The organism is Photorhabdus sp. RM323S, from assembly GCF_042879375.1.
Lineage (GTDB): Bacteria > Pseudomonadota > Gammaproteobacteria > Enterobacterales > Enterobacteriaceae > Photorhabdus > Photorhabdus tasmaniensis.
Map to the genome: position 1 here is coordinate 1 of NZ_JBHFKZ010000008.1, position 20926 is coordinate 20926.

The window sequence follows — 20926 nt, forward strand, 5'->3', positions numbered from 1 at the left end:
GATTTCGAGAGTTTGGTGTTGGCATTGGTGTTGGCATTGACTGCATTCTGGTTTGCTGTGTTCGCAAGTGATTGGGCCTCATTTACACGTGAATCGGTTTCCCCTTTCGTATACGCCCCTACATCACTTGCATTCAAAGTAATATCAGAGGAAAGCGCCTTCCCGTTCACATTACGGCTAGCAGGCACTCGGCCATTAGCGTTATTGTCCGCGACACTTGCCAAGTCATACGCCGCCTTAACGGCCTTCGGGGTTGCAGCATAAATTTCGCTACTGCTATTTGTCGCGCTGCTTAGCTGAGTAACACCTTTTTGCGATAAAGTAGCATTAGGGATCGGCGGTAAATCTTTTTTCAATAAGTATTGTTTGTGTGGGTCACTGGCTGCAAGATGGGCTTTCAATGCATTATCGCCGTAAGATTTCACTTCAATCGTGTTTTTATCGACATACTCACGTGTTGCCAGCACCACAGACGGATCAACTTTCAGCGTCACTGAATCGGCACTACTGACAATCAGGATCATACGGATGGTTTGAGTACGGCCGGAACCTTCTTGCAATTGTGGTTTGTACGTCTCCGCGCAGTTTCCAACAGCAACCAACACGCCATCTTTATCAAACAGGCCAATTTCCCGAATCCACCAACCGCCCTCGTTTTCGGGGATTATCTGCTCAGCAATAATTTGGTTGGTATTTTTAGGATCAATGCTCAATGTATTAATGGCCGCCCTGCGTCGCTCATTAACCAGCTTTACTTGTGCCGTATCCGGTGTCGGCAGATACCCGCCACCATCCCCCACGGCCATGTGGGTAATTTCAATTTTTGTACCTAATGCGGCAGCGTTCGCCAGTTTATCCGCACCCAATCGTGTTAACAGTGCAAAATACTTGGTACTCATGATTCGATCCTCACGTTATCAATCACATGTACTGCTGCGGCGGTAAATGCGGCACCGGATACAGTAACTTCTTTTAGTAAATAGGGATAAACTGTTAATGTGTCACCGCTGTAAGTAGTGACCGCGCAACAAGTCACTCCTTTGGTTTCTAACTGGATAGACATTCCCGCCAGATGCCGTGAAGCGGGTTTAGCATCAAAAATCAACCGCTCAAGCTCTTGATAAGTTTCCTCAGTAATGCCAGTTTCTAGTACGCCAATATCCAGACGGAACGTGCCGGGCTCATCATTGGTTTGCCACCATTCGGTAACACGAATGAGATAACCGAATGGCTCCACCACACGGCGGATAGCACCTATTGTTCCCTTGTGCTTATGAACAAACATCGACGCCTTGATTGACTCGCGTTTAGTACTCTCCGGCCAGTCCATATCCCAGCGATCAACTGACCATGCCCACGCGAGATAAGGCAATAACTCCACCGGGCAAGTATCAGGATCCCAGAGTTGACGTAGTGGTACCGGAACATTTTGCAATTGTGAGCACGCACTAGCCGCCGCCATCTCCAAAACCGTAGAACCTATTGGTAACAGGCGGTCATTCATCAGAACCCCCAACATTTAGTTTTGCGTCAGTACAAAATGACACCTGGGTTTTATCTAAAACAACATCATGAGTGGGTGATTTCAATTCCACACGTTGCACCCCTTCAACATGCAACGCGGCATAGATGGCAGATAACCGAATATCACGCCCCAGTCGATGTTGGGTTTCTGTATAGCGTTTCATTTGCTGCTCGGCCGCGATGCGAATTGGTTCAGACTCCGGCGTAGGATAGAGATAGAGCACGGCGTCAATCTGATATTCAACAACTTTAGCTGATTGAACGACCAGTCGGTCAGCAACGGGGCGAACATTCTCGTCATTCAGTGCTGCGGCGACTTTATCCAGTAAATCTTGTGAAGCAACACCATTATTTTCCCGCGACATAATAGTCACAGTGACATTGGCAGGTGACGGACTGATAGCCGATGCATCAGCAACACGGCCATCGGCGCTACGGGCATGATATTCATAAGACGCAACAGGCCCGGCGACGCTTAACCCCTCGAACGCCTGCGGAATGCGTACCCGGAAATCGTTATCGGATTCCATGACAGCGGGGATGGGCGGAACGGCGTCATTATCGGCATGTTGCAATACGAGGCGCGTGACATTGTTATTCGCGCCCAACTGATCTAAATCGCTACCCGTTGCATAGGCTACCATTACCGCGCGGGCGGCTTCATTCACGCGTTGACGTAGCAACAATTCCCGATAAGCATTCTCTTGTAGTAATTTCACAATTGGCTCAGATTCCAACTCAAGCGTACGAGTGATTGCTGCACGCTGCTCTTCGGGATAAAGAGATATTAATTTGGCTTTACGTTCAGCCAATAGGCTTTCATAATCCAGTGGCTCAACCACATCAGGTGGCGGCAATTGACTCAAGTCAATGGTCGGCATTGTTTTACCTCACAGGAATAGCTATCGCTAAATCATTGCCATTAATATGAACGCCGGTTATCTCAACGTGCATTTCTCCCGCTTCTGTACGCTGAAATGTAATTGTTGTCAGTCGCACGCGGGGTTCCCAACGCATGATTGCCATATAACAAGCACTCATAATTTTTAGACGCAAAGCCGGATTCTGCGGCTGATCAATCAACGCTGGTAGCAATGAACCGTATTCACGGCGCATAACGCGAGCACCGATAGCCGTCATCAAAATATCGGTGATGCTCTGACGAACGTGTTCAATATCTGTCATGCTGCGGCCTGTTTGTTTGTTCATACCCAGATACTTCATACCGGCCCCCCTGATGTGTCACCGCCTGATCTGACGCCAGTGTGCTTATGGGAATCTACAATCACACCATTAGAGCTAAATTGCCCGCCGCTATGTTCAATATTTCCAGTCATTTTCCCGCCTTTTTGTACGACTAAACCGGCTGTTGTCAGTAAGTGGGTACAAATGACGTGAGGCGTATCAAGTGTAATTTGACTGCTTGCGGTACAAGTAATTTCTGGCGCAGTGACGTGAACAGAACTGGAAGCATTCACTGTTGCGGTTTTAATACCGGTTACTTGTAAGGCGCTGATCGCGGGTTCATATTCCATTACCGCCCCATCAGGGAAAGCAATATGAACAGCTTCGGTAGAAACGGATGGCGCTGGAAACTGATCAGAATAAACAGCCGGTAAGACAAAAGCAGTAGTCAACTCTCCACCAATGGCAAGCAATAAAACCTGTTCGCCAACACTGGGTGCCCACCATGTACGAGAATGACCTGCACGTAGTGTCAGCCAGGGCAACCAGTCCGTTTTTAAGTCGCCGGTTTGTACTCTGCAACGATGACCAATGAGATCAACATCCGTGACCAAACCGACGCGGATAATATTTGTTAATAGTCGGTGTAATTCGGCTAATGTCATAACTACCCCACTAAGTCATGATAAATTAATTCAATCAGTTGTAACCGTTCATATGGTGTGAGACCCAATAATTGACGCTGCGGATACTTCGTTTCTGCCAGCGCGTTAATACTGCCTTCCAAACCGTACTGATGTTGCCTGGCAATCGCCGCAGCTCGGCCCTGAAAGCCGACAACAGCGGCGGCTGATGATGCACTTGACTTAAGAAAACGGGCGGTTCTCAATCGCCGGAACATCGGATCACGGCGACTTGATGTTTTTTTCACTTCACTGTGATTGATCTCCAGATAACGCTCTATGCCGCTGCGATAAAATGAGCGTACTGCGTTACGTTCTTCATCAAAGCCGGTAATCATGCGTCCACGCCGGCCACGGGTTGCCCGCCAGTTTTTCAGCGTGCGCACATCCCCTTGGTACAAAAATTTAATCCCTTTCTGCGAGCGCAATACACGGCGGCGGCGTGGCTCATAAGCGGTACCATCCGCATTTTTTTGACTACGGATACGCTTTTGCTGGTCAGCGCGGATCGCTTTTGCCAGCTTGTTAGCCAGCCTACGACGGTATGCCGGTTTTGTTGTGCTGATTAATTTTTGCAGTTCATTATCAAGCGCAACGAACAGTGAATTATTTTTCGTCATTGCTGTACGTTCCCATTCATCAGTATGTCCCAAGGATTTTTAAGACTGGCGGAGGGATAAGGGGGTTCATCAAGATGTTGTGCTGTCAATTGTTCGTTTTCTGTTTGAACAATGACACGTTCAGTTGTTCGTAATACAAATAAAATATCTGCGGTACCCTCACTTAAGATATCGGCGTCAAATTTAATGCCATCTGTACGTTGATTGGGATTAAACAACAAGTCAGGTTGATGCCGACGCGCCCACTCAAGAACCGGAATACTGAGACTATCGAGAGAATGAGGGTAATCAAGTGCCAGCACATGCAACTTATACTGATACAAAAATGACGGTGAAGTCGTTCCGGTGGCTATCAGATTCCCCTCAGTAACATACACTTCCAATCTGTCTGGATTTTGAATAAAAAAGGGATTGTGTTTTGTGATGATGTCTCTCATCAGTTTTGTTTTCAGCATATTTTCCCCCATTACTGGCACTGGGTTTTGATATATTCTTGCAAGTATTTTATTTGTTGCTCGTTCTCAACAATCATTCTTCGGAAATCGAAATAATCTTGCTCAGTTGCCGGGTTAAGTCGTGGGGTTCCTGCATGGCCCATGCTGCCGGAGGAATCGGTTTTGCCTTGATGACAGGTGGCCGTGATACGCAACCGGCGACGACCAGCGGCAACATCATTGTGAAGAGCATCAATTTCAGATTTCGCATGAGCAAGCTCCTTTACATTTTGATTATCTAGCTCAGACAGGCGCTTTATTTTCTCCTGCTGATTAACGATTTCATTCTGTTGTTCCAGCAACTCGTTTTGCAGCCTGAGGCTTGTATTAAGCTGGTCTGTATATTGACTTCGATAGTAATAAGCAATAAGACAGACAAGCGCCAGCGCAATCACTGTGTAACCATGAGAGTTAAACTTCATCATATCGCCCTACAAAAGGGAAAAGGCTTTATCAATAACCGCAGGGCTATAAGGCTGACTACCGTTTTCCATGTTAATAATGGATTTAATCAGTTTTGCCATGAATACTTGATTAAATACATCAACAACCTGACCGCGGGTCATTCCTGTATCTTTACAAACCCGACTTATATAAGCATCGGTATTATTTTCACTAGAGGGTGCCCATCGTGAAATAATGCCGTTGACTGTATTGATTCCATATTTGCGATTGTAATTCTGAATAATTTTAATCAATGCCCGAATGCCATATTCCGGGGTTTCAAATCGACAAAATCTATCTTCAATCAGTGGGTTATATTGCAATTGCCCTCGCCAGTCATTGAAACGGTTATATTCGATATTACCGGGATTATTATTTCGAATTCCTCTGGTCATACTCATTCTTTTATCCCCGCTTTATTATTTAACGTTCCGCGCATTAATTGGCCGAAAAAGTCGGTACCAAGGTAACCAATAATGACGCTGCCGATGTAAGCCAAATCCGTGCTCATACCAAAGAAATCCAGCACATCACGGATAAACCAGGCGATCATGGCACACATAATGGCGTCCATAATGGTTGTCCAGAATTTACCGCCGTTATATCGACCTCTGAGATAAGCCATTGCGGCGGCCAGTGCGGCCCCTATACCTTGTTCTCTAACTGATAGCAGCCACTCCCATAACTGAAAAAAGATGTCAGGCTGATTTTTCATGTATCATCCTTTCCTTAAACAGGCTCCCTAAGTTGTACAGCCCGGTGTGCTTAATTTAATCCCACAATTGAACGATAGTGTCGTGTGCCTGTGGTGCAAAATCGGGTAAGATAACAAGCTGACCGGCAGACAGTAACGTCGTGTTGCAAATAGCGTTATTAGCGCTTAATACAGTTTCAACAACACCTTGAGTACGTCCGTAATAGCGCTGGCAAATCAGATCAACCGTGTCACCCTGGAGCGCTTTCACTTCCATTAAACCAACTCCGCTATCATGCGATGACGTCCCAAAATATCTCGAATAGCGTGTTGCCCATCGCGCCACAAATCATCTATTTGCGTACTGAGCGCCTGAGCGTGCTTTTCACCTTGGCGCGTCGTATCAATGTCACGATAACCCTCAGTCAGCAACGCTTTAGCAAAGCAATACACGGCGCGGTGATAACGAAAGACTAACGCAGTGGTACCATTAATTGCCGGGGCCGGCACCGTCATCAGCGAAATAAACCCATCGGCTTCCTGCTTTTCGCGCCAGGCGTCAAGCTGGCTGTTAGCATTGAGTGCTGCCTCAGAAGCGGCGTGCATCAGCCGGTCAGTTGTCACGGTACCGTCCAAGCGCATAGCCCGGCGCAAATCTGCGAGCTTGATATCCGGCCAGAATGCCCCGGAGGTGACTACAGACCCGCCATCGTTGATGTCTTCCTGGGGGGCGGAAGTCGGGGTAATTTCCTTCGGGGCTCTTAAGCCAGTCATGCAACTCACTCCTCATAAGGCAGGCGGTGGACAGCATAGACGAAACAGAGAAACCATCCGGCTATGCTATGCCGCCTGGTGCGCGGGGCACATTCTGTTACTGCGCAGTTTTCTTGCCAGCACTGGTTTTAGTCTGACGGGTTGCTCGCGGTCTAGGTGCAGCGGCAGTTTTTTTAACGCCGGTACGGCGTGTAGTGGCAGCGCTTTCCGGCGATGAGGCGACTGCCTCCTGCTGTTCCTGCGCGATAGCGGCAACGAGCTCAGTCGCGGACTCTGAGTTATCATTATTTGTGTCCGGCTCTTGCGTACTCTTGATGGCGCGTTGTAGCAGTTCAATGTCGCGTTTAACGCCGATTTTGCCAAACAACGTGATCGCCTGCTGAAGATAAGCGAGGGCTGATCCCAGCGCCTGTGAGTCAAGGCGCAGGCTGTAGCCGATCGCTTTAAACAGTTTAGCGCGTACCGGGTCCGGCATATCTTCCGCGTTGGTCATGGCATCAAGGCGCAATAGCAATGAGACGTCAATCGGTGCGATACGCGGATCACGGTTGAATGCAACCAGTACCGGATCGCAAATTTCATCAACCAAAGCTGTAGCGGGAGTTCGCTCGAACTTATCTGGCATATTCAACTTATGGCGCAGAACATACTCAGCAATACGCAAGGCATCATCAAGGTTGCCGGCATCAATATTCCATATCATCAAAGTCGTAATCACGTCATCGGATTGGCCGGTGTCTGCACTCAATACACCGTCAATCCAGCCTTGGTAACTGCCAATCAGACTTTGTTTGACGGCGGCTTTCACTGTTTTCGACTGAATGCTTTTCAGTTTCACTTTGTCAAGCCGCAGCCGGTGCAACATCTGTTCATAAGCAGTAAAATCACTGGCGTTAGCCTGTGTGCCGCGTCGTTGGGCCATCACGTTTTGAAAATGTCTCTGTGCTGGTGTCAGCATGATATTACCCCACAAAATATCAAATATCGGGCCGCCTAACTTATGCGCCCGGGCCCGCAGATTTCGCAAATGTGATACCTTCAATCACGCAACCAAAGCCATAATCTTCAATAACATACGCGTCGTTTGATGATTCGTAAGTTGCGACACGGTTTAGCTCCGGCTCTTCTTTAATCATTCGGCGATGCTTTCCATCATGCCAATATATTGACAGGTTGCTAAATGGCGTAATAAACATCGTTCCGTCAGGAAAGAACGGGGCAATATACGTCGGCATGTTGGCGATCGATTTATTAGCAATCAACAGCTTACCGGCTAGGGCTTCTGAGTTAGGGTTCTCTGCGCTAATGGCATTGATGATCGCAAACTCTTTACTTGTGACAATAGTGCGACCACAAATAACAACCAATTCAGACGATCCCTTGTGCCACTCATCCAATAAACTATTAGCGGCGTCGAAGCCCAATGAATCCAAGTTACCGTAGTCACCTTTTGCGATAATTTTATTTTCATCGTCACGACTGGTGACAGTGACATTCTTCATGACACGTTGCGGCGCATTTTTGCGATACTGCTCAAGCCAGCCAATATTAACATCCTGCAAAAGCGGGTTTGTTTTCAAATCTGATTTAGCGGCGCGATGAGTGCCGTTAAAACCGACTGCAATACGATCGAGCGCACGGCGGCGGATGATTTGATTAGTGATGCGTGCTTGAAAATCCCTGAACTTTGACCACATGTCTAACTTTGGATAGCTGATAAACGTGTCCGTGTTGGTTTTTTCACAGCGATAGCCATTATTTTCAAGTGTATGCACCGAGCGCGGCTCGCGGCGGTCGCTGGTTGAGTCGTTGGTTGATGCCAACGGGCCATTGATACCCAGACCGATTTTTTCGCCTTCTTGCTCCGGTACACCCACAATGTTGATTTTTTGAAGAAAATCGCTCGATTGCTGCGCATTATCTTCCAGTCTTTGCGCGACAGACGGCTCAATGCTGAAATGCTTGGTGACGGCGGCGGGAGTAATACCATTTAACTCCGCCTGGCGTTCAATATACTGATCCCATTTCTCGCGGGTTTCGTTTCTCATGTTTGTTTCCTGCTTATTGATTATCGCGTTGTTAGCAATCTGCTAAGTCACCAGTAGGTTTACCGGAGTGACCAATAGCCGTTGGCCGCTGGCTGTAGTTGTTCGGTTGCGTTTCGAGTTGGGTTTGCAGCGCAGTGAAATCGCTCTGTAGCTTGCCGAAATCCTGGATCAACTTCCGGTGGTCACACTCAAGGGCTTGGTATTTTTCCAGCTTGTTCAGCGTATCGCGCTGAGTCTCAGCAATCAGCGTCACTGCATCGCGCAGTTCTCCGGTTTCCTGACTAAAGCGCTTACTGCTGCCCGTTAACAGCTCAGTGATACGGGAGAAAAACGCTTTACCATTTTCGCTTTGCTGTACAGCTTGTCCTTCAAATTCGATAAAAGTTTCTTCTACGGCAGAGAAAAGCGCTTCCGGAAAACTCTTGCGTGATGCGTAAGGATTGACTGGCTGCTGACTGCAAAATTTCAGCATTTCAGTGCCCAGGCTGGCCGGATTATCTGTTACGGCCAGGCCGCAAAGATAAGGGCGACCGGTTGCCGGTAGGGCCGGATGCATTTCGACAGAAGAGTAAACTTTTTGCCGTGCGCGATTAGTGTCAACCAGCTCGGCAGTCGGATCGATTTGGACCTCTAACGCCAGTTTTCCCTTGAGTGGCCCATCTGTTATCTCGCTGTAACGCGCGGCGGTCACATCACCTTGAATTTTAAAGGGTCCATCCGGGAGCATAGATTTAATGTGCTCAATATTGACGCGGGCACCGTACACGGCGGGATCGTAAGTTTCCGCCATATCAATAATATCCTGGCGTTTTAGCTCCCGTCCGTCTGTTGTACCGCCTTCAACGGCTACCCGAAAAAATTTTGACTTCGGCATAGTTAATGCTCCGGTGTGTAAATAGGGTGTTTACCTGATACCCCTATGATCAACACTTGCGGCGGGGCTGGCAAAACCTTCCCTCTGTCGCGCACTTGCGACAATCCACACTGATATTCCGATACGCGCGGGCGCGATAGCCTTGTGTTTATGAAACAGATTATCGACACCCGCGACGAAGCAAAAAGCCTGTATTGGCAAGCTTATAGCATTCCTCAGATTGCCTGCCGGCTGGGAGTGAACGCGAACACGCTCTATTCCTGGCGCCGGCGTGATGAATGGGACAAAACCCCACCGTTGCAGCGTATAAAAGAACGTCTTGACGTGCAGTATTTGCGCATTGTTGAGAAAGGGGCGGATATTACCGCGCATGATGCAAAAGTGATTGATATTCTTGGTCGTCAGCTTGATCGCTTTTCGCATGATGAGAAAAAGACTCAGGAAAAAGCGACACAGAAGAAAACGCCCAAAAACCACTTCACGCCAGAGCAGATCGCTGAGTTGCGGGCACTGGTGCTTGATTCGTTGTATGAACATCAACATGGCTGGTATAGGCAGCGCCGGCAGCGTAACCGTTTTATCTTGAAAAGTCGTCAAATCGGTGCGAGTTGGTACTTTGCGCGGGAGGCGCTGCTTGATGCATTGGAAACCGGCACGAATCAGATATTCCTTTCCGCCAGCCGAGCACAAGCAATGACCTTTAAGCGCTTTATTCAATTCCTGGCGCGTCAAATTGGGGTCGAGCTGAAAGGCGGCGATACCATTATCTTGAGCAATGGCGCAGTGCTGTACTTCTTGGGCACATCGGCGGCGACTGCCCAATCCTACACGGGCAACTTGTATTTTGATGAAGCTTTTTGGGTATCTAATTTTCTAAATTTACGCAAAGTAGCGGCGGGTATGGCATCGCATATTGGGCTACGCCGTACTTATTTCTCTACCCCATCAAGCGAAGAACATGAAGCCTACCCGTTCTGGACCGGGGACTTTTACAACAAATCGCGTCCGAAAGATCAGCGTGTTGAGTTTAATACCACTCACGAAGCATTAAAACAGGGCAAGTTGTGCGGGGATAGAATGTGGCGTCAGATTGTCACCATTGACGACGCTATCGCCCAAGGCTTCAATCTTATCGATCCTGATGAAATCAAAGACGAAAATAGCCCGGAAGATTATGAAAACCTGTACCGCTGCCGGTTTGTAGCCAAAGGCGAGCGTGCGTTCAACTACAACGCTCTAATCAACAGTGGTGTAGATGGGTATAACCAGGATGTCTGGGCAGACTGGAACCCTTACGCGCCGCGACCGCTGGGCAATCGCCCGGTATGGGTTGGCTATGATCCAAATGGCGGTGGCGGCAATGGCGACAGCGCAGGATTAACCGTTGTTGCACCGCCAGCAGTGCCAGGCGGTAAATTTCGGGTGGTTGAAACTATTCAACTACGGGGGATGGAGTTTGAAGAACAAGCCGACGTGATCAAGGCGCTAACCACACGTTACAACGTGCAGCATATCGGCATTGATGCAACCGGCGTGGGTGACGCGGTTCATCAGTTAGTCATCAAGTTTTTCCCCGCAGCAGAGAAACACATCTATACCCCGGCCCTTAAGCGGGCGCTAGTCATGAAAGCACAGCTAGTAATCCGCGCGGGCCGGCTGGAGTATGACGCCGGATTCGGTCAGGAGCTGGTCCGCTCATTTATGACGGTACGTAAATTTATCACCCCGGGCGGTCAAGTTTCTTATGAATCTGACCGTACCAATGGCAGCAACCACGGCGATCTCGCCTGGGCCTGTATGCACGCCCTGCTTAACGAGCCACTCGGCAGCGACGCCGGGGGCATTGATGATAGCTTTGTGGAGGAGTATTAACTTAATGAGTCGCAAGCGCAATAATCACCGCACCCGATCCACGGCGGAGCAAACAACCGCCATTAAGGGGGTAGAATCGTTCTCGTTTGGCGATGCTTCACCCGTCACCAGTCAGTGCGACTTGCTGGATTGTATGGAATGCGCAAAAAATGGCCGCTACTATGAACCGCCAATTGATCCCTATGGACTGGCGCGCATGTTTGATATTGCAGTACATCACCAGTCGCCAATCATGTTTAAACGTAATGTGATCATGGGCTGTGTTGAGCCTCACCCGTTGTTGAAACGGGAAGATACCGAAGCATTTATTTTTGATTTTTTGGTCTTCGGCAATGCCTACTTAGAGCTGATAAAGAATCGGCTCGGACAGCCGCTTGCGCTTAAACATTCGCTGGCTAAATACACACGGCGTGGTGAAGACTTGGATCAATACTGGTTTGTCACGTACTATGCGGAAGACCATGCTTTTCAGCCGGGCTCTGTGTTTCACCTCCGATCACGCAGCATTCATCAAGAAATTTATGGCACCCCGGAATACATGGCTGTATTGCATTCGGCGATGCTGAATGGGGAAGCCACCCTGTTTCGCCGCAACTATTACATTAACGGGAGTCACGCCGGTGTCATTGTTTATTTGACCGATCCCATTGCTAACAGTAAAGACGTTGAAAAATTAAAACAGTCATTGAGAAACGCGCGCGGCGGGGGCGCGTTCAAGAACCTGTTTGTCTACGCGGCGGGCGGGAAAAAGGATGGTCTGCAAATCCTCCCATTCAGCCAAATTGCGGCTAAAGACGAGTTTACCGGCATCAAAGAGGTTACGCGCGGCGATATGCTTGATGCACACCGCGTTCCCTATCAACTAATGGGAGGGAAGCCTGATAATGTGGGTGGCTTCGGCGATATTGAGAAAGTCGCAAAAGTCTTTGCTATCAACGAACTGTATCCAATTATGGAAAGAATGAAACAGCTTAACGAGTGGTTAGGCATCGAAGTGCTTCGCTTCAACCCTTACGCCTTGGCTCAAACAGATTAATCCATCCCACCAAACACCCTCAGCGCTTCTATGTGAAGCGCCTTTCTTTTAAATACCCCGAACAAATACCCACCGTGAAATCAACGCTCAGCGCGTCAGCTAGGCTCAAAGCGGTAGTAATGAACAACATCTCTTTAGCGCCCCTCAACGCGCGAGCTGTCCCCCGCCTCGCCCGCACGCAAAAAGGGGGCGTTTTTGTGCAATTGTGCGGAGGGGATGAAGTCTTGCTGGGATTGGTGCGGGAAGGGATCGCTGGAGTGGTGATTATTGTGCAAAATTATGCAGATTTGTGCAAGGAATTTGTGAGATAAATTTAAGAATATTAAGCGGTAATCAAGAAAATAAAAGGCTGCGATTGCAACCTAATTTATCTCTCTATTTATGCTATGCGGTGACTATTTTCGCGGCTGAAAGTTGTGATCGAGTGATTTACATGCTTGCTTGTCATATTCTTCGTGCTGTTTAAAAATAGAGTAAGTGTGAGGATCAAAAAAAGATATTGATTCTATTACACTTTTATCGATAAGCGTTCGAAAATCACTTAACGCAAGCCCGCCGATACTCTCAATATAATGGCGACGATAGTTAGTTGTTATGTTGATCGTTAGTGTGTCTTTATCACGATAACCGCTCCACAGTGGTAACAACTCTATATGATGACAATCGCCATGTTCAAAAGCCGGACATGATACAATCCCGACATAGAATTTTCTTGAACTTAAAGTGACAATAACCGGAAATTGCCTGACAGAAGCTTCCATCAACATATTCTCAACAGGGTTGTTCCCCACGGCGCGAGCCAACGCGTCGAACCGACGATCACCTTTTTCTGTTTTACGCTTGCTCAGATATCCGAAGAGACTTGCAAGGCCAATCGATACCAATCCCCAGACCGTAACCTTTAACTCCTTAAGATGATTATTGTTTTTTTCGAAAGAAATCGGAAAAAATTGCTGGAAAATATCGGCTTTCCAACCCAAACAATGCAGTATTGAATTGACCAGCCAGTGAAACAAGCCAGTTACGCTCAGAAATGAGCAAAGGAGCCAGGCCCCAAAAACAAACACGACACCCCACGTGGCGACAAAAAAATAAGCGTCCCAACCCTCGGAACGCTTATATTTATATCTTGCTGATAATGATAAATTGACGTAAATGTAACCACTAATAAGTATGATTGCGATAAGTATCGTGTTCATTTACCGCCCTGTACAAAACTGTGTTCCATTTCTTCAAACTTTTCAAACCGTTGCTTTATCTCAGAAATCACTTCTTTATTATTCAAGTCAATAGAGACATAGCCATCTTTACTTACCGCAAATTTTTTCTTATTTTCTTTCAGAACCCGGGCGAGGCGTTCTGTCGGATCTAATGCAAATGACATAATAATTACCTCCTATTTTCAAATAAATCATATACGTACACAACTCAATAGAGCTTATATGACATTAGACAACAACAAGACAGTTAAGTTCATTTTAGCTCGTTAACGTCTTTTTTGCTTCTTTAAGCATAACTTATTCACCGTTTAATGCAAAAAACAGCCCGTAGCAAATGGGCTAATTTGGTCAATTTTTACGGTCATAATCATTATGTTAAGTAATTTACAACAACGCACCGTGACCAATGTTTTTTAACATGGCAGAGTGATGTCCCTTAGGATCATGAAAGATATCGTTAAGATTGATATTGCTACCCAATTTATCATTTAACCTATTCATGATTGCTTTTACGCTTTTTCTATGTTGCTTGGTTTCTTTCTGCAAATAACCAAACATAGATAAGCAATAATGTTCGTCATTGACGATAATATTTCCTCCATCAAGTAATGAGCGGGCTAAAAAATCGTCCATTTCGATGTTATTGAGTGCTGCCGACTCATAAATCCGCTTCACTTTTTCATCAAAATGCATCATCGGGTAGTTTTGATGAAATTCATTCACCAATAAATCATCGTAATGTCTGTCAATTTCTCGCTTAATTTTGCTTGAATTTTGAACCACCGGAGAGTTATTGACAGAACTCCAAGGGGCGGCGGGGCCGCTAAAAGACAAAGACCCAAAAGACAAACCCACTGAACCCGAATCAGCGTCGGCGTTGTGATTAATATTCTTCTTAGAAACAATTTTCCATTTTGTAACCCGGGTACATACGCGTGAATCTTCGCCCAACCGTGGCGAATAAATACCATAAATCTTATCGACGTTTTCACCATAAGCGTTGGGTTCATCATTTTGCTGATACGCAAGATGAACCGCGTAATCTTTACGCGGGATTAGCACGCCGCCTTGTTTCATGATGTACGAAGCAAAGCATCCGACATCAGCGGCCGCCGTGACAGCATCCATCAGCGGATCGCTTAACAGTGCCTGCCCGCGCTTAAACTCGCCCGAAATTTTCAATACTGACGTCAATTGATTGCTGAGTTTTCTCAGTTCACGCCAGACAGTGATAGGCGGCGTACCGATAGCCTGGTACTGACGAATGCGATAACGTGACGCCCACGCCATCGCGAATTTGGCCGTCTCTTTTAGTGGCTTACCCGTTTCTTTGTCACGCTCGCCATCCAGTGCGTAACCGTCGATATTTTTCGAAATGTACTTAGCCACGTAAGCGGTAGCGCTGCCTTTTTTCGGATCAAGTTTTTTGGCCGTAAACCGGGCGCTTGTGCGTTTACCCAGTTCTTGCCGGTCTTCTTTAATGGCATAGCTGCGCATAATATCCGTGATGGCTTTACGCTCATCCGGGCGCATAAACAGCAATAAATGCCAATGCGGGGTGCTGTCATGGTGAGGTTCTACAACTCGAAAACCGTAAACCCTCAGCCCGTCACGATCCAGTTTTGAACCAATATTGGCCCACACTTTGCGTAAATAATGTTGAGCCTGAACGGGCGTTGAATGGTTCCATTTGGGGTTAGCATGGCCGCTGTGATTGTTGGCGTGATACTTGGACGGGCAAGTGATCGTATAAAAAACACCGACGTCTCCACGTTCCTGCGCGACAAACTCAATGCCTTGCATTCGTGTCATCAATTCGTGCCGACGCAAAACCGGATTACTGATACTGGCATAAACCATGCTTTCTAATGAAACCACGTTACCGTCTTCATCAACCAAATCATGCGCTTTAAAGAACTCGGTATTGCGGCGACGTTGTTCCTGCCAGTCTGATACCGCTTCGTAACTTAAGTAGGGATGGGCCTTTTTGTTCACCTGATTTGCGGCGCGTAACTGACTTTCTCGCCAGTCACAACGCAGTCGCCACAATTGACGCTCCCACCACTCCGGATTAATCATTCTTAAGATAGCTGAAAAAGCCGGTGTTAAATCTATGGCGTCATCCTGTTTGCAGGGATCGGACTTCAGCTGTGACCAGCCGGGTGGGATAATTTGCAGGGAATAAACTTCGGCGGCCAAATTACGGTATACAAGCAACAGATCAGCTTTAGATATATCGTTAGTTTCACCCTTTTCATTTTCTGTTTCAGTGCAAAACATTTCATTGACGCGGGCCGCGATTTCGTTTGCAAGTGACTTAACCCGACGCTTGTTCATTTCTGCCAAATGGCGATAAACGCCCTGGTAATAAGCAGCGAGTTCACAGTAAGGCTTGACGCCTTGCTTTTCTCTGACCGTATCTAAACGCAGCAATGCACTCTTAACTGTTCCCAATAAAAATGCATTGCTGTGTTTAATACCGCGATTTTTTCGCAGCCAGATTATTTTTTTCTGAAAATACGATTTAATAAAATGCGGCTGTTCGTTTAAGTAAGACTCAACACCCGCGGCAGTTTCCTGCCACGAGTGGCGGCTTTCTTCATAAGCCTGTTTCTCTTGCAAAGCAAATCGGCGGCGAGATTCTTGTTGAGCGGGCGTTAAGACCTGGCTGTGCAGTAAATCCCGCTCGATTAAGCGGGTGAGATACTTTTTCACATGTGGATGCCCGGACGTCATTTCACCCTTTGATGACAAAACATTATCAATATCAATATAAGGTGACGCTATCGCCGGGCGAGGTTCATTCCACGGAAAGGCCCATTGAGTTTCAGTTTCAGACATTAGCGCACCGCAAAATAGCAATAATCTCTGTCGCGGGCTTTCTGCTATTGCCTGATGCGGCAATAGAACGTTGAGCTGTAATTTCTGTAATATCAAAACTTTTATAAATACTTTTTGCCTCCACGCTGTTTGATACAACAATAGAATTACCCGATTCGTTATGTAATATGATTAACGCATCAGTCAATTCATGCTGTTCACTAACGCTGAAATGATTACCGTAGTACCTAGTGAATTTATCAAAATAGGGCGGATCGCAATAGACAACATCATCAGCTTTGACAAGCTGCAATGTCTCTTTCCAATCAGTGCAAATAAACGTTGCTCGCTGCGCTTTTTCAGCAAATGCGCGAATTTCATTTTCTGGAAAATACACCGATTTGTATTTACCAAATGTCGCATTAAAATGACCACTTTTGTTATATCTGCATAAGCCATTGAAGCAATGACGATTCAGGTATAAAAACCAGACCGCGCGAATAAGCGGGGAACGACATTCTGGCAATTCTGAGTTAAACTTGTCTCTCACAAGATAAAATCCATGCTCATTATTATAAAACTTAAAAAAGTCTCGTGAGAGCTCTAAAAATAACTCAACATCATTTTTAATTTGCTGATACATATTAATCAGGTCTGAATTAATATCAGCAATCAAATATTCGTCATAATCGGTATTCATCATTACCGAGCATGAACCCGCAAATGGCTCTACCAGCCGTTTTCCGGCTGGCAAATGCGGTAATAACTTATTCATGACGCGGACTTTTGAGCCAGCCCATTTCAGAATGGTTTTATTCATTTGAGTAACACTCTATATATGATCTTATGAATACTTGCGCGACGGGCGCACAAATCGCATTGCCGTAGGCGCGTGTTCGTCCCACTCGGCCGGCAGACCCATCAACAAGCGCGGGATTTCCGGATTGAGATAACCAGGTCTTCCAATCTGCCGTTGCATGAATTCTTGTAAATTCACTCCACGCCGATGTAATTTCCGCTTCTCTAGGTTTTTCATGCTCATACGCCCGCGGTAATCGCGTGCCATTGGTGTTGGTAGCGCAGAAAAACAGCCGTTGCCTGATGTGCGCCGCGCCGACGCTCGCAGCGCAGAGATCGACCGCTGCGCTGGCGTAATTCTCTGTTTCCAAGTCAGCTTGTACAATGTCGAACCAAGCAAGGCCGTTTTTACTTGCAACCTGCTCACCAAACACAACGCCAGGTCTGCACTGGCTGATGAGATGAAAAAAGGCCGGCCAGAGGTGCCGCTCATCAGCAACCCCTTCTTTTTTGCCTGCGCTGCTGAAAGGTTGACAAGGACACGAACCTGTCCAGACTTGTTTGTCGTCCGGCCATCCTGCACGCCGGAGGGCATAACTCCAGACTCCGATCCCGGCAAAAAAGTGACACTGAGTGAATCCCTGCAAATCATTTGGTTTAACATCCTCTATTGAGCGTTCATCAACATCGCCCGGCGCTATATGACCAGCCGCAATTAAATTCCTGAGCCACTGCGCAGCAAATGGATCTATCTCGTTGTAATAAGCTGTGCTCATCAGCACCCACCTGCGTAGTGTTTATTTTTAAGCTCAAGAATTGACTGGCATGTCATACAGCGAGTCACTCCGGTAATGGCTCTTCTGCGTTCTTCTGAAATAGCACTGCCGCAGTCGTCACACTTAAAAACAGAGATACCGATTTGGCGGTCAGTAATACCTCTTATCTGCCGGTCCAGTGCTTCTGCTTGCCGTTGTTGAATTAAATCCATGAAATCAGGCATTGTTCAATTCCTCCGCCTGACGTTCTATTTCTTGCGCTTCGCTGGTTAACAAGAGAGAAGTATCAGCATAATCAAGCTTATGCTTAAGAATGCGTGTTGAGAGTTTGACAAGACGGGCAGAGAAGCGAGCCGCGCAGCATTGCCGCTCGTCTGTGCGTGCGGCGTTGAGCAATTCCAATAAAGTGCTTTCTTTATATTTTGGAACTGTTCCACCTACTTTTATATTTCTCTTTTCGATATTTTTCATTTTGATTTTCCTTTATTTAGGTAATAAAAGGCCGGGCGGGTTTACGCCATTAAAAATTAATCATCAATTAACGTGGCATAGGTAGCCGTTCTGGAAATAAACTTGCCACGACTTTTAAATGATTAATGGTTCGTACTAATGATTCTTTCTCATCAAGCGTAAAATCATTAAAGCTAATATCGTGTCGCTCTTCGGGAATATTAGCCAGATTAAAAATAGCCGTCAGAACCTGTTGGTTAAACGGGAAATTATTGGGCCACTCCCACTTGTCGCGCATGACTGAAATAAACTCACCCAACCCTTTATCATTATTGCCCCAATGCTGGTGTCGTATTGCTGATAGCTTGTTGAGTGCATTGGCCCGGTTTCCCAGCGCTATTTCAGCAAAGCGAAAGGCTTCTGTGTTTGCCATAATTCCCCCATGTAAAATATAGGAAAGCTTTATTTCAGTAAGAAAATAATCGCTGATGCAACACACAACAGAACGAACGGATAAAATAAACCGTCTGTCGGCTTTGGTGATTTAAAATCAGCACCCGTCAACTTATACTTGTGCGACATCTTTTCTAATGAGTTCATTAGAATTCTCCCTTATTTATCTTAATTAATGCTTCTACATGTTGCTGAGCGGCTTCTTCTGTTAAATGAATAAGGCCTTGCTTTAATAAAGTTCTAAATATTGGTGAACCATTATGCCAAGTAATACTATGAATATTAATATTACTGCATATAGCAACAATATAACATAAAGTGTCGAGAGCAGGGGCTTCACTTATTGGCTTTGGAAAACTCACAGAACCGACAGTGATTATTTCTGGTTTGCGACGATATTTAAATTTTTTAGTCCAGTCAGGATTATGTTTGCACTGCTCCCAGCCCTGACCGGGTGCTTCAAAAAAAAATTCCCACCTCTTCCACGGTTCATCAGACTTCATAGCATCTTGTGCATATTGCATCATCAATTGTGCGTGCACATGTTTTTTACTTGCATCTGATTCTACCGGTTCGGGTTTGCGACGATATTCCCAGCCGACAACCCATTGCGGATGGCCGTAAAGATCATGCCACATTTTGCCGCTGTCATATGATACATGCCACAGCAACCACGGTTTACGCGATTTAATTGCATCTTGTGCATATTCAGCCATTAATTTAGCAAATTGATGCTTTGACATAGTAGACATATTATTAACCCTCTATATTAACAAGCTTATAATTTTCACCCGTGCTGATCTTCATGAATGATTCAAAGATTGCAGCCACATCAGAAAGAGATAACGGAGTGTTGTCTCCCGCATATTGCAGGACATCGGTTATTCTGCGCACGATTGTTAAATGAAAATCGGCGCGTTCAATGGGGGATAATAATTTTAAATTTGACAATTCCGACTGTGGATATTTTGGTATATGATACATATTATTAATCCTCTCAATAACTAAGAAGGTGCAACAATGTTAAACGAGCATGAAAGAAAAGAAATTGAGTCATTACACGAACAAATTTCAAATCTTCAAGAACAATTAAACATTCATAAAGCTCTCCTAATAGCGTTAATGTCTGAACTATCGGTATCTTCCATCAAAAATTTTTCTCCGTTTGATACAACCATTAGAAATCATTTAAAAAAAATACCCATCCACACAGATACGCATTACGGACATCAAGAGTACATTGAACAATGCATTGAAGAAGCTGAGCAGGTCCAAGAATTAATCCCTGTTCGTTAACGTTGCTCTGTTAACAAAAATTCGCCATTAATGTTTTCAATAGATACTGATACAACATTGGTGGCGTTATATTTCTTTCCATTATTCATGATGATGCATAAACAACTTAATGACGAAACCGGATAGCTATAAGCAATATCGCTTTTAATAACTAAAATGGTCTTTTTGTTATGCTGAAACATTAAACATTTCATTGCCTGCTCCTATATAACTGCCTAATTTGGCTCATGGCTTGTTCTTTTGAATTAAACTTGCCGTAAGAATATTCGCCATCATTAATTTGGTAACATGTTGTTTGATTAATCTTATTTCTCGGCAGCCGGATAATTGCAAAAGCGCCATAACTCTCTATGTGATTTCTGACCGGTTTTAGAATGAGATTTGTGTGATTTATCATGATCACCTCAGCTATTTTTAATGGCATCCTTCAACATTGCTATTAAATTTACTTCGATTTTTTCTTTTGGTTGTTGCTTTGGCCTAATAATAATTCGGCCATCATTGACCATTCCCCTACATGTATCTACAGGGATACCACTTAAACGTGAGTATTCATCAATTGATACATACGGAACAGGAACGCTGATATTTATTGTAATGTTTTGCATATCGCCTCTTTAATCCGCTTGAAGTTCAGACTCAATAGCTACCATTCCGGCAAGATGAACAATTCTCGCCATACTAGAAAGTGAGCGACCTTCTTTCTCAGCAAGCATTTCCAGCTCTCGACGCTCATCAGGGGAAAGACGTATCGGTACAGGATTTTTTGATACAAATCCCCTAGGAATACGTGATCGTTGAACATGCTTGACTTGTTTCATATTCATAATGATATATTGTGATCCACTAAGTTCCTGTACAACAC

The 20926-nt window shown here is 45.8% G+C and carries 31 protein-coding genes; 4 read left to right on the top strand and 27 right to left on the bottom strand.

All coding sequences use genetic code 11. From position 1 onward, the window contains the following. From ACGF7G_RS05640 to ACGF7G_RS05710, 15 genes are all read right to left on the bottom strand, one after another. Positions 1–899, bottom strand: an 899-nt coding sequence (locus ACGF7G_RS05640) for a phage tail protein (protein ID WP_387464092.1), incomplete at its 3' end; no start/stop codon positions are given. After that, positions 896–1504, bottom strand: a complete 609-nt coding sequence (locus tag ACGF7G_RS05645; protein ID WP_387464094.1) for a phage tail protein I — start codon at positions 1502–1504, stop codon at positions 896–898. The genes ACGF7G_RS05645 and ACGF7G_RS05640, both read right to left, overlap by 4 nt. Then, positions 1497–2405, bottom strand: coding sequence for a baseplate J/gp47 family protein (locus tag ACGF7G_RS05650; RefSeq protein WP_387464095.1), 909 nt, complete (start codon positions 2403–2405; stop codon positions 1497–1499). The genes ACGF7G_RS05645 and ACGF7G_RS05650 overlap by 8 nt, the downstream gene beginning before the upstream one ends. Before the next feature lie 4 nt (positions 2406–2409). Continuing rightward, positions 2410–2748, bottom strand: coding sequence for a GPW/gp25 family protein (locus tag ACGF7G_RS05655; protein ID WP_387464097.1), 339 nt, complete (start codon positions 2746–2748; stop codon positions 2410–2412). Further along, positions 2745–3374 (bottom strand): phage baseplate assembly protein V, encoded by a 630-nt coding sequence (locus tag ACGF7G_RS05660; RefSeq protein ID WP_387464099.1) that lies wholly within the window; start codon positions 3372–3374, stop codon positions 2745–2747. Before ACGF7G_RS05660 ends, ACGF7G_RS05655 begins: the two co-directional genes overlap by 4 nt. A 2-nt stretch (positions 3375–3376) precedes the next feature. After that, a complete protein-coding gene (locus ACGF7G_RS05665) occupies positions 3377–4012 on the bottom strand; it encodes a phage virion morphogenesis protein (protein WP_387464100.1) in 636 nt (211 codons plus the stop codon). Then, positions 4009–4467, bottom strand: a complete 459-nt coding sequence (locus tag ACGF7G_RS05670) for a phage tail protein (RefSeq protein WP_387464102.1) — start codon at positions 4465–4467, stop codon at positions 4009–4011. Before ACGF7G_RS05670 ends, ACGF7G_RS05665 begins: the two co-directional genes overlap by 4 nt. An 11-nt stretch (positions 4468–4478) precedes the next feature. Continuing rightward, positions 4479–4931 (bottom strand): lysis protein, encoded by a 453-nt coding sequence (locus ACGF7G_RS05675; RefSeq protein WP_387464104.1) that lies wholly within the window; start codon positions 4929–4931, stop codon positions 4479–4481. Between the two features lie 6 nt (positions 4932–4937). Beyond that, positions 4938–5351 (bottom strand): structural protein, encoded by a 414-nt coding sequence (locus ACGF7G_RS05680; RefSeq protein WP_387464105.1) that lies wholly within the window; start codon positions 5349–5351, stop codon positions 4938–4940. Continuing rightward, on the bottom strand, positions 5348–5665 hold the full coding sequence (locus tag ACGF7G_RS05685; protein WP_387464106.1) for a phage holin, lambda family: 318 nt from the start codon (positions 5663–5665) through the stop codon (positions 5348–5350). Before ACGF7G_RS05685 ends, ACGF7G_RS05680 begins: the two co-directional genes overlap by 4 nt. Before the next feature lie 55 nt (positions 5666–5720). Further along, complete coding sequence (locus ACGF7G_RS05690) at positions 5721–5921, bottom strand: tail protein X (RefSeq protein ID WP_387464108.1); 201 nt, start codon at positions 5919–5921, stop codon at positions 5721–5723. Further along, the gene (locus ACGF7G_RS05695) at positions 5921–6418 is read right to left on the bottom strand and encodes a head completion/stabilization protein (protein ID WP_387464110.1); all 498 of its coding nucleotides are present in this window, start codon (positions 6416–6418) and stop codon (positions 5921–5923) included. Before ACGF7G_RS05695 ends, ACGF7G_RS05690 begins: the two co-directional genes overlap by 1 nt. 97 nt (positions 6419–6515) lie before the next feature. Next, the gene (gene gpM, locus ACGF7G_RS05700) at positions 6516–7445 is read right to left on the bottom strand and encodes a phage terminase small subunit (protein WP_387464111.1); all 930 of its coding nucleotides are present in this window, start codon (positions 7443–7445) and stop codon (positions 6516–6518) included. Next, entirely contained in the window at positions 7417–8466 is a 1050-nt protein-coding gene (locus ACGF7G_RS05705; RefSeq protein WP_387464113.1) for a phage major capsid protein, P2 family, read from the bottom strand. The genes gpM and ACGF7G_RS05705 overlap by 29 nt, the downstream gene beginning before the upstream one ends. 31 nt (positions 8467–8497) lie before the next feature. Then, positions 8498–9340, bottom strand: coding sequence for a GPO family capsid scaffolding protein (locus tag ACGF7G_RS05710; RefSeq protein ID WP_387464115.1), 843 nt, complete (start codon positions 9338–9340; stop codon positions 8498–8500). A gap of 150 nt (positions 9341–9490) precedes the next feature. On the opposite strand from ACGF7G_RS05710, the gene ACGF7G_RS05715 reads away from it, so the two are divergent. The 3 genes from ACGF7G_RS05715 to ACGF7G_RS05725 all read left to right on the top strand — a co-directional run bounded on the left by ACGF7G_RS05715 (position 9491) and on the right by ACGF7G_RS05725 (position 12559). Next, positions 9491–11212, top strand: a complete 1722-nt coding sequence (locus ACGF7G_RS05715; protein WP_387464116.1) for a terminase large subunit domain-containing protein — start codon at positions 9491–9493, stop codon at positions 11210–11212. A 4-nt stretch (positions 11213–11216) separates the two neighbouring features. Then, complete coding sequence (locus ACGF7G_RS05720) at positions 11217–12248, top strand: phage portal protein (RefSeq protein ID WP_387464117.1); 1032 nt, start codon at positions 11217–11219, stop codon at positions 12246–12248. 119 nt (positions 12249–12367) lie between these two features. After that, positions 12368–12559, top strand: a complete 192-nt coding sequence (locus ACGF7G_RS05725) for a hypothetical protein (RefSeq protein WP_387464119.1) — start codon at positions 12368–12370, stop codon at positions 12557–12559. A gap of 84 nt (positions 12560–12643) precedes the next feature. Here ACGF7G_RS05725 and ACGF7G_RS05730 read toward each other — a convergent pair whose 3' ends face one another. The 10 genes from ACGF7G_RS05730 to ACGF7G_RS05775 form a co-directional block, all read right to left on the bottom strand. Then, complete coding sequence (locus ACGF7G_RS05730; protein WP_387464120.1) at positions 12644–13447, bottom strand: hypothetical protein; 804 nt, start codon at positions 13445–13447, stop codon at positions 12644–12646. Next, on the bottom strand, positions 13444–13632 hold the full coding sequence (locus tag ACGF7G_RS05735; protein ID WP_387464122.1) for a multidrug ABC transporter ATPase: 189 nt from the start codon (positions 13630–13632) through the stop codon (positions 13444–13446). The genes ACGF7G_RS05730 and ACGF7G_RS05735 overlap by 4 nt, the downstream gene beginning before the upstream one ends. Before the next feature lie 220 nt (positions 13633–13852). Beyond that, complete coding sequence (locus ACGF7G_RS05740) at positions 13853–16309, bottom strand: replication endonuclease (RefSeq protein WP_387464124.1); 2457 nt, start codon at positions 16307–16309, stop codon at positions 13853–13855. After that, positions 16302–17108: a DNA adenine methylase gene (locus ACGF7G_RS05745; protein ID WP_387464125.1), complete on the bottom strand. Its 807-nt coding sequence runs from the start codon at positions 17106–17108 to the stop codon at positions 16302–16304. The genes ACGF7G_RS05740 and ACGF7G_RS05745 overlap by 8 nt, the downstream gene beginning before the upstream one ends. Then, positions 17101–17865, bottom strand: coding sequence for a DNA cytosine methyltransferase (locus ACGF7G_RS05750; RefSeq protein WP_387464226.1), 765 nt, complete (start codon positions 17863–17865; stop codon positions 17101–17103). Before ACGF7G_RS05750 ends, ACGF7G_RS05745 begins: the two co-directional genes overlap by 8 nt. Next, positions 17862–18086 (bottom strand): TraR/DksA family transcriptional regulator, encoded by a 225-nt coding sequence (locus ACGF7G_RS05755; RefSeq protein WP_387464127.1) that lies wholly within the window; start codon positions 18084–18086, stop codon positions 17862–17864. The genes ACGF7G_RS05750 and ACGF7G_RS05755 overlap by 4 nt, the downstream gene beginning before the upstream one ends. Then, positions 18079–18333 carry a DUF2732 family protein gene (locus tag ACGF7G_RS05760; protein ID WP_387464129.1) on the bottom strand — a complete coding sequence of 85 codons (255 nt, stop codon included), beginning with the start codon at positions 18331–18333 and terminating at the stop codon, positions 18079–18081. The genes ACGF7G_RS05755 and ACGF7G_RS05760 overlap by 8 nt, the downstream gene beginning before the upstream one ends. Before the next feature lie 67 nt (positions 18334–18400). Beyond that, entirely contained in the window at positions 18401–18745 is a 345-nt protein-coding gene (locus ACGF7G_RS05765; RefSeq protein ID WP_387464131.1) for a DUF5347 family protein, read from the bottom strand. A gap of 166 nt (positions 18746–18911) precedes the next feature. Further along, positions 18912–19517: a hypothetical protein gene (locus ACGF7G_RS05770; RefSeq protein WP_387464133.1), complete on the bottom strand. Its 606-nt coding sequence runs from the start codon at positions 19515–19517 to the stop codon at positions 18912–18914. A gap of 4 nt (positions 19518–19521) precedes the next feature. Further along, on the bottom strand, positions 19522–19749 hold the full coding sequence (locus ACGF7G_RS05775) for a hypothetical protein (RefSeq protein WP_387464135.1): 228 nt from the start codon (positions 19747–19749) through the stop codon (positions 19522–19524). Between the two features lie 36 nt (positions 19750–19785). Here ACGF7G_RS05775 and ACGF7G_RS05780 point away from each other — a divergent pair, with 36 nt between their 5' ends. Then, the gene (locus ACGF7G_RS05780; protein WP_387464137.1) at positions 19786–20061 is read left to right on the top strand and encodes a hypothetical protein; all 276 of its coding nucleotides are present in this window, start codon (positions 19786–19788) and stop codon (positions 20059–20061) included. Positions 20062–20465: 404 nt separating this feature from the next. Here the strand turns inward: ACGF7G_RS05780 and ACGF7G_RS05785 are convergent, their stop codons facing one another. Beyond that, complete coding sequence (locus ACGF7G_RS05785) at positions 20466–20669, bottom strand: DNA-binding protein (protein ID WP_387464139.1); 204 nt, start codon at positions 20667–20669, stop codon at positions 20466–20468. A gap of 9 nt (positions 20670–20678) precedes the next feature. After that, on the bottom strand, positions 20679–20888 hold the full coding sequence (locus ACGF7G_RS05790) for a hypothetical protein (protein ID WP_387464141.1): 210 nt from the start codon (positions 20886–20888) through the stop codon (positions 20679–20681). Positions 20889–20926: the final 38 nt, after the last annotated feature.

Excerpts from the sequence above, each read along its gene's own strand:
- ACGF7G_RS05765 (WP_387464131.1), bottom strand. The coding sequence starts at position 18,745 with ATGGCAAACACAGAAGCCTTTCGCTTTGCTGAAATAGCGCTGGGAAAC.
- ACGF7G_RS05755 (WP_387464127.1), bottom strand. The coding sequence starts at position 18,086 with ATGCCTGATTTCATGGATTTAATTCAACAACGGCAAGCAGAAGCACTG.
- ACGF7G_RS05675 (WP_387464104.1), bottom strand. The coding sequence starts at position 4,931 with ATGATGAAGTTTAACTCTCATGGTTACACAGTGATTGCGCTGGCGCTT.
- ACGF7G_RS05770 (WP_387464133.1), bottom strand. The coding sequence starts at position 19,517 with ATGTCTACTATGTCAAAGCATCAATTTGCTAAATTAATGGCTGAATAT.
- ACGF7G_RS05645 (WP_387464094.1), bottom strand. The coding sequence starts at position 1,504 with ATGAATGACCGCCTGTTACCAATAGGTTCTACGGTTTTGGAGATGGCG.
- ACGF7G_RS05740 (WP_387464124.1), bottom strand. The coding sequence starts at position 16,309 with ATGTCTGAAACTGAAACTCAATGGGCCTTTCCGTGGAATGAACCTCGC.
- ACGF7G_RS05745 (WP_387464125.1), bottom strand. The coding sequence starts at position 17,108 with ATGAATAAAACCATTCTGAAATGGGCTGGCTCAAAAGTCCGCGTCATG.
- ACGF7G_RS05680 (WP_387464105.1), bottom strand. The coding sequence starts at position 5,351 with ATGAGTATGACCAGAGGAATTCGAAATAATAATCCCGGTAATATCGAA.
- ACGF7G_RS05735 (WP_387464122.1), bottom strand. The coding sequence starts at position 13,632 with ATGTCATTTGCATTAGATCCGACAGAACGCCTCGCCCGGGTTCTGAAA.
- ACGF7G_RS05665 (WP_387464100.1), bottom strand. The coding sequence starts at position 4,012 with ATGACGAAAAATAATTCACTGTTCGTTGCGCTTGATAATGAACTGCAA.
- ACGF7G_RS05710 (WP_387464115.1), bottom strand. The coding sequence starts at position 9,340 with ATGCCGAAGTCAAAATTTTTTCGGGTAGCCGTTGAAGGCGGTACAACA.
- ACGF7G_RS05695 (WP_387464110.1), bottom strand. The coding sequence starts at position 6,418 with ATGACTGGCTTAAGAGCCCCGAAGGAAATTACCCCGACTTCCGCCCCC.
- ACGF7G_RS05690 (WP_387464108.1), bottom strand. The coding sequence starts at position 5,921 with ATGGAAGTGAAAGCGCTCCAGGGTGACACGGTTGATCTGATTTGCCAG.
- ACGF7G_RS05685 (WP_387464106.1), bottom strand. The coding sequence starts at position 5,665 with ATGAAAAATCAGCCTGACATCTTTTTTCAGTTATGGGAGTGGCTGCTA.
- ACGF7G_RS05790 (WP_387464141.1), bottom strand. The coding sequence starts at position 20,888 with ATGAATATGAAACAAGTCAAGCATGTTCAACGATCACGTATTCCTAGG.
- ACGF7G_RS05775 (WP_387464135.1), bottom strand. The coding sequence starts at position 19,749 with ATGTATCATATACCAAAATATCCACAGTCGGAATTGTCAAATTTAAAA.
- ACGF7G_RS05780 (WP_387464137.1), top strand. The coding sequence starts at position 19,786 with ATGTTAAACGAGCATGAAAGAAAAGAAATTGAGTCATTACACGAACAA.
- ACGF7G_RS05730 (WP_387464120.1), bottom strand. The coding sequence starts at position 13,447 with ATGAACACGATACTTATCGCAATCATACTTATTAGTGGTTACATTTAC.
- ACGF7G_RS05650 (WP_387464095.1), bottom strand. The coding sequence starts at position 2,405 with ATGCCGACCATTGACTTGAGTCAATTGCCGCCACCTGATGTGGTTGAG.
- ACGF7G_RS05705 (WP_387464113.1), bottom strand. The coding sequence starts at position 8,466 with ATGAGAAACGAAACCCGCGAGAAATGGGATCAGTATATTGAACGCCAG.
- ACGF7G_RS05785 (WP_387464139.1), bottom strand. The coding sequence starts at position 20,669 with ATGCAAAACATTACAATAAATATCAGCGTTCCTGTTCCGTATGTATCA.
- ACGF7G_RS05760 (WP_387464129.1), bottom strand. The coding sequence starts at position 18,333 with ATGAAAAATATCGAAAAGAGAAATATAAAAGTAGGTGGAACAGTTCCA.
- ACGF7G_RS05655 (WP_387464097.1), bottom strand. The coding sequence starts at position 2,748 with ATGAAGTATCTGGGTATGAACAAACAAACAGGCCGCAGCATGACAGAT.
- ACGF7G_RS05670 (WP_387464102.1), bottom strand. The coding sequence starts at position 4,467 with ATGCTGAAAACAAAACTGATGAGAGACATCATCACAAAACACAATCCC.
- ACGF7G_RS05725 (WP_387464119.1), top strand. The coding sequence starts at position 12,368 with ATGAACAACATCTCTTTAGCGCCCCTCAACGCGCGAGCTGTCCCCCGC.
- ACGF7G_RS05715 (WP_387464116.1), top strand. The coding sequence starts at position 9,491 with ATGAAACAGATTATCGACACCCGCGACGAAGCAAAAAGCCTGTATTGG.
- ACGF7G_RS05720 (WP_387464117.1), top strand. The coding sequence starts at position 11,217 with ATGAGTCGCAAGCGCAATAATCACCGCACCCGATCCACGGCGGAGCAA.
- ACGF7G_RS05660 (WP_387464099.1), bottom strand. The coding sequence starts at position 3,374 with ATGACATTAGCCGAATTACACCGACTATTAACAAATATTATCCGCGTC.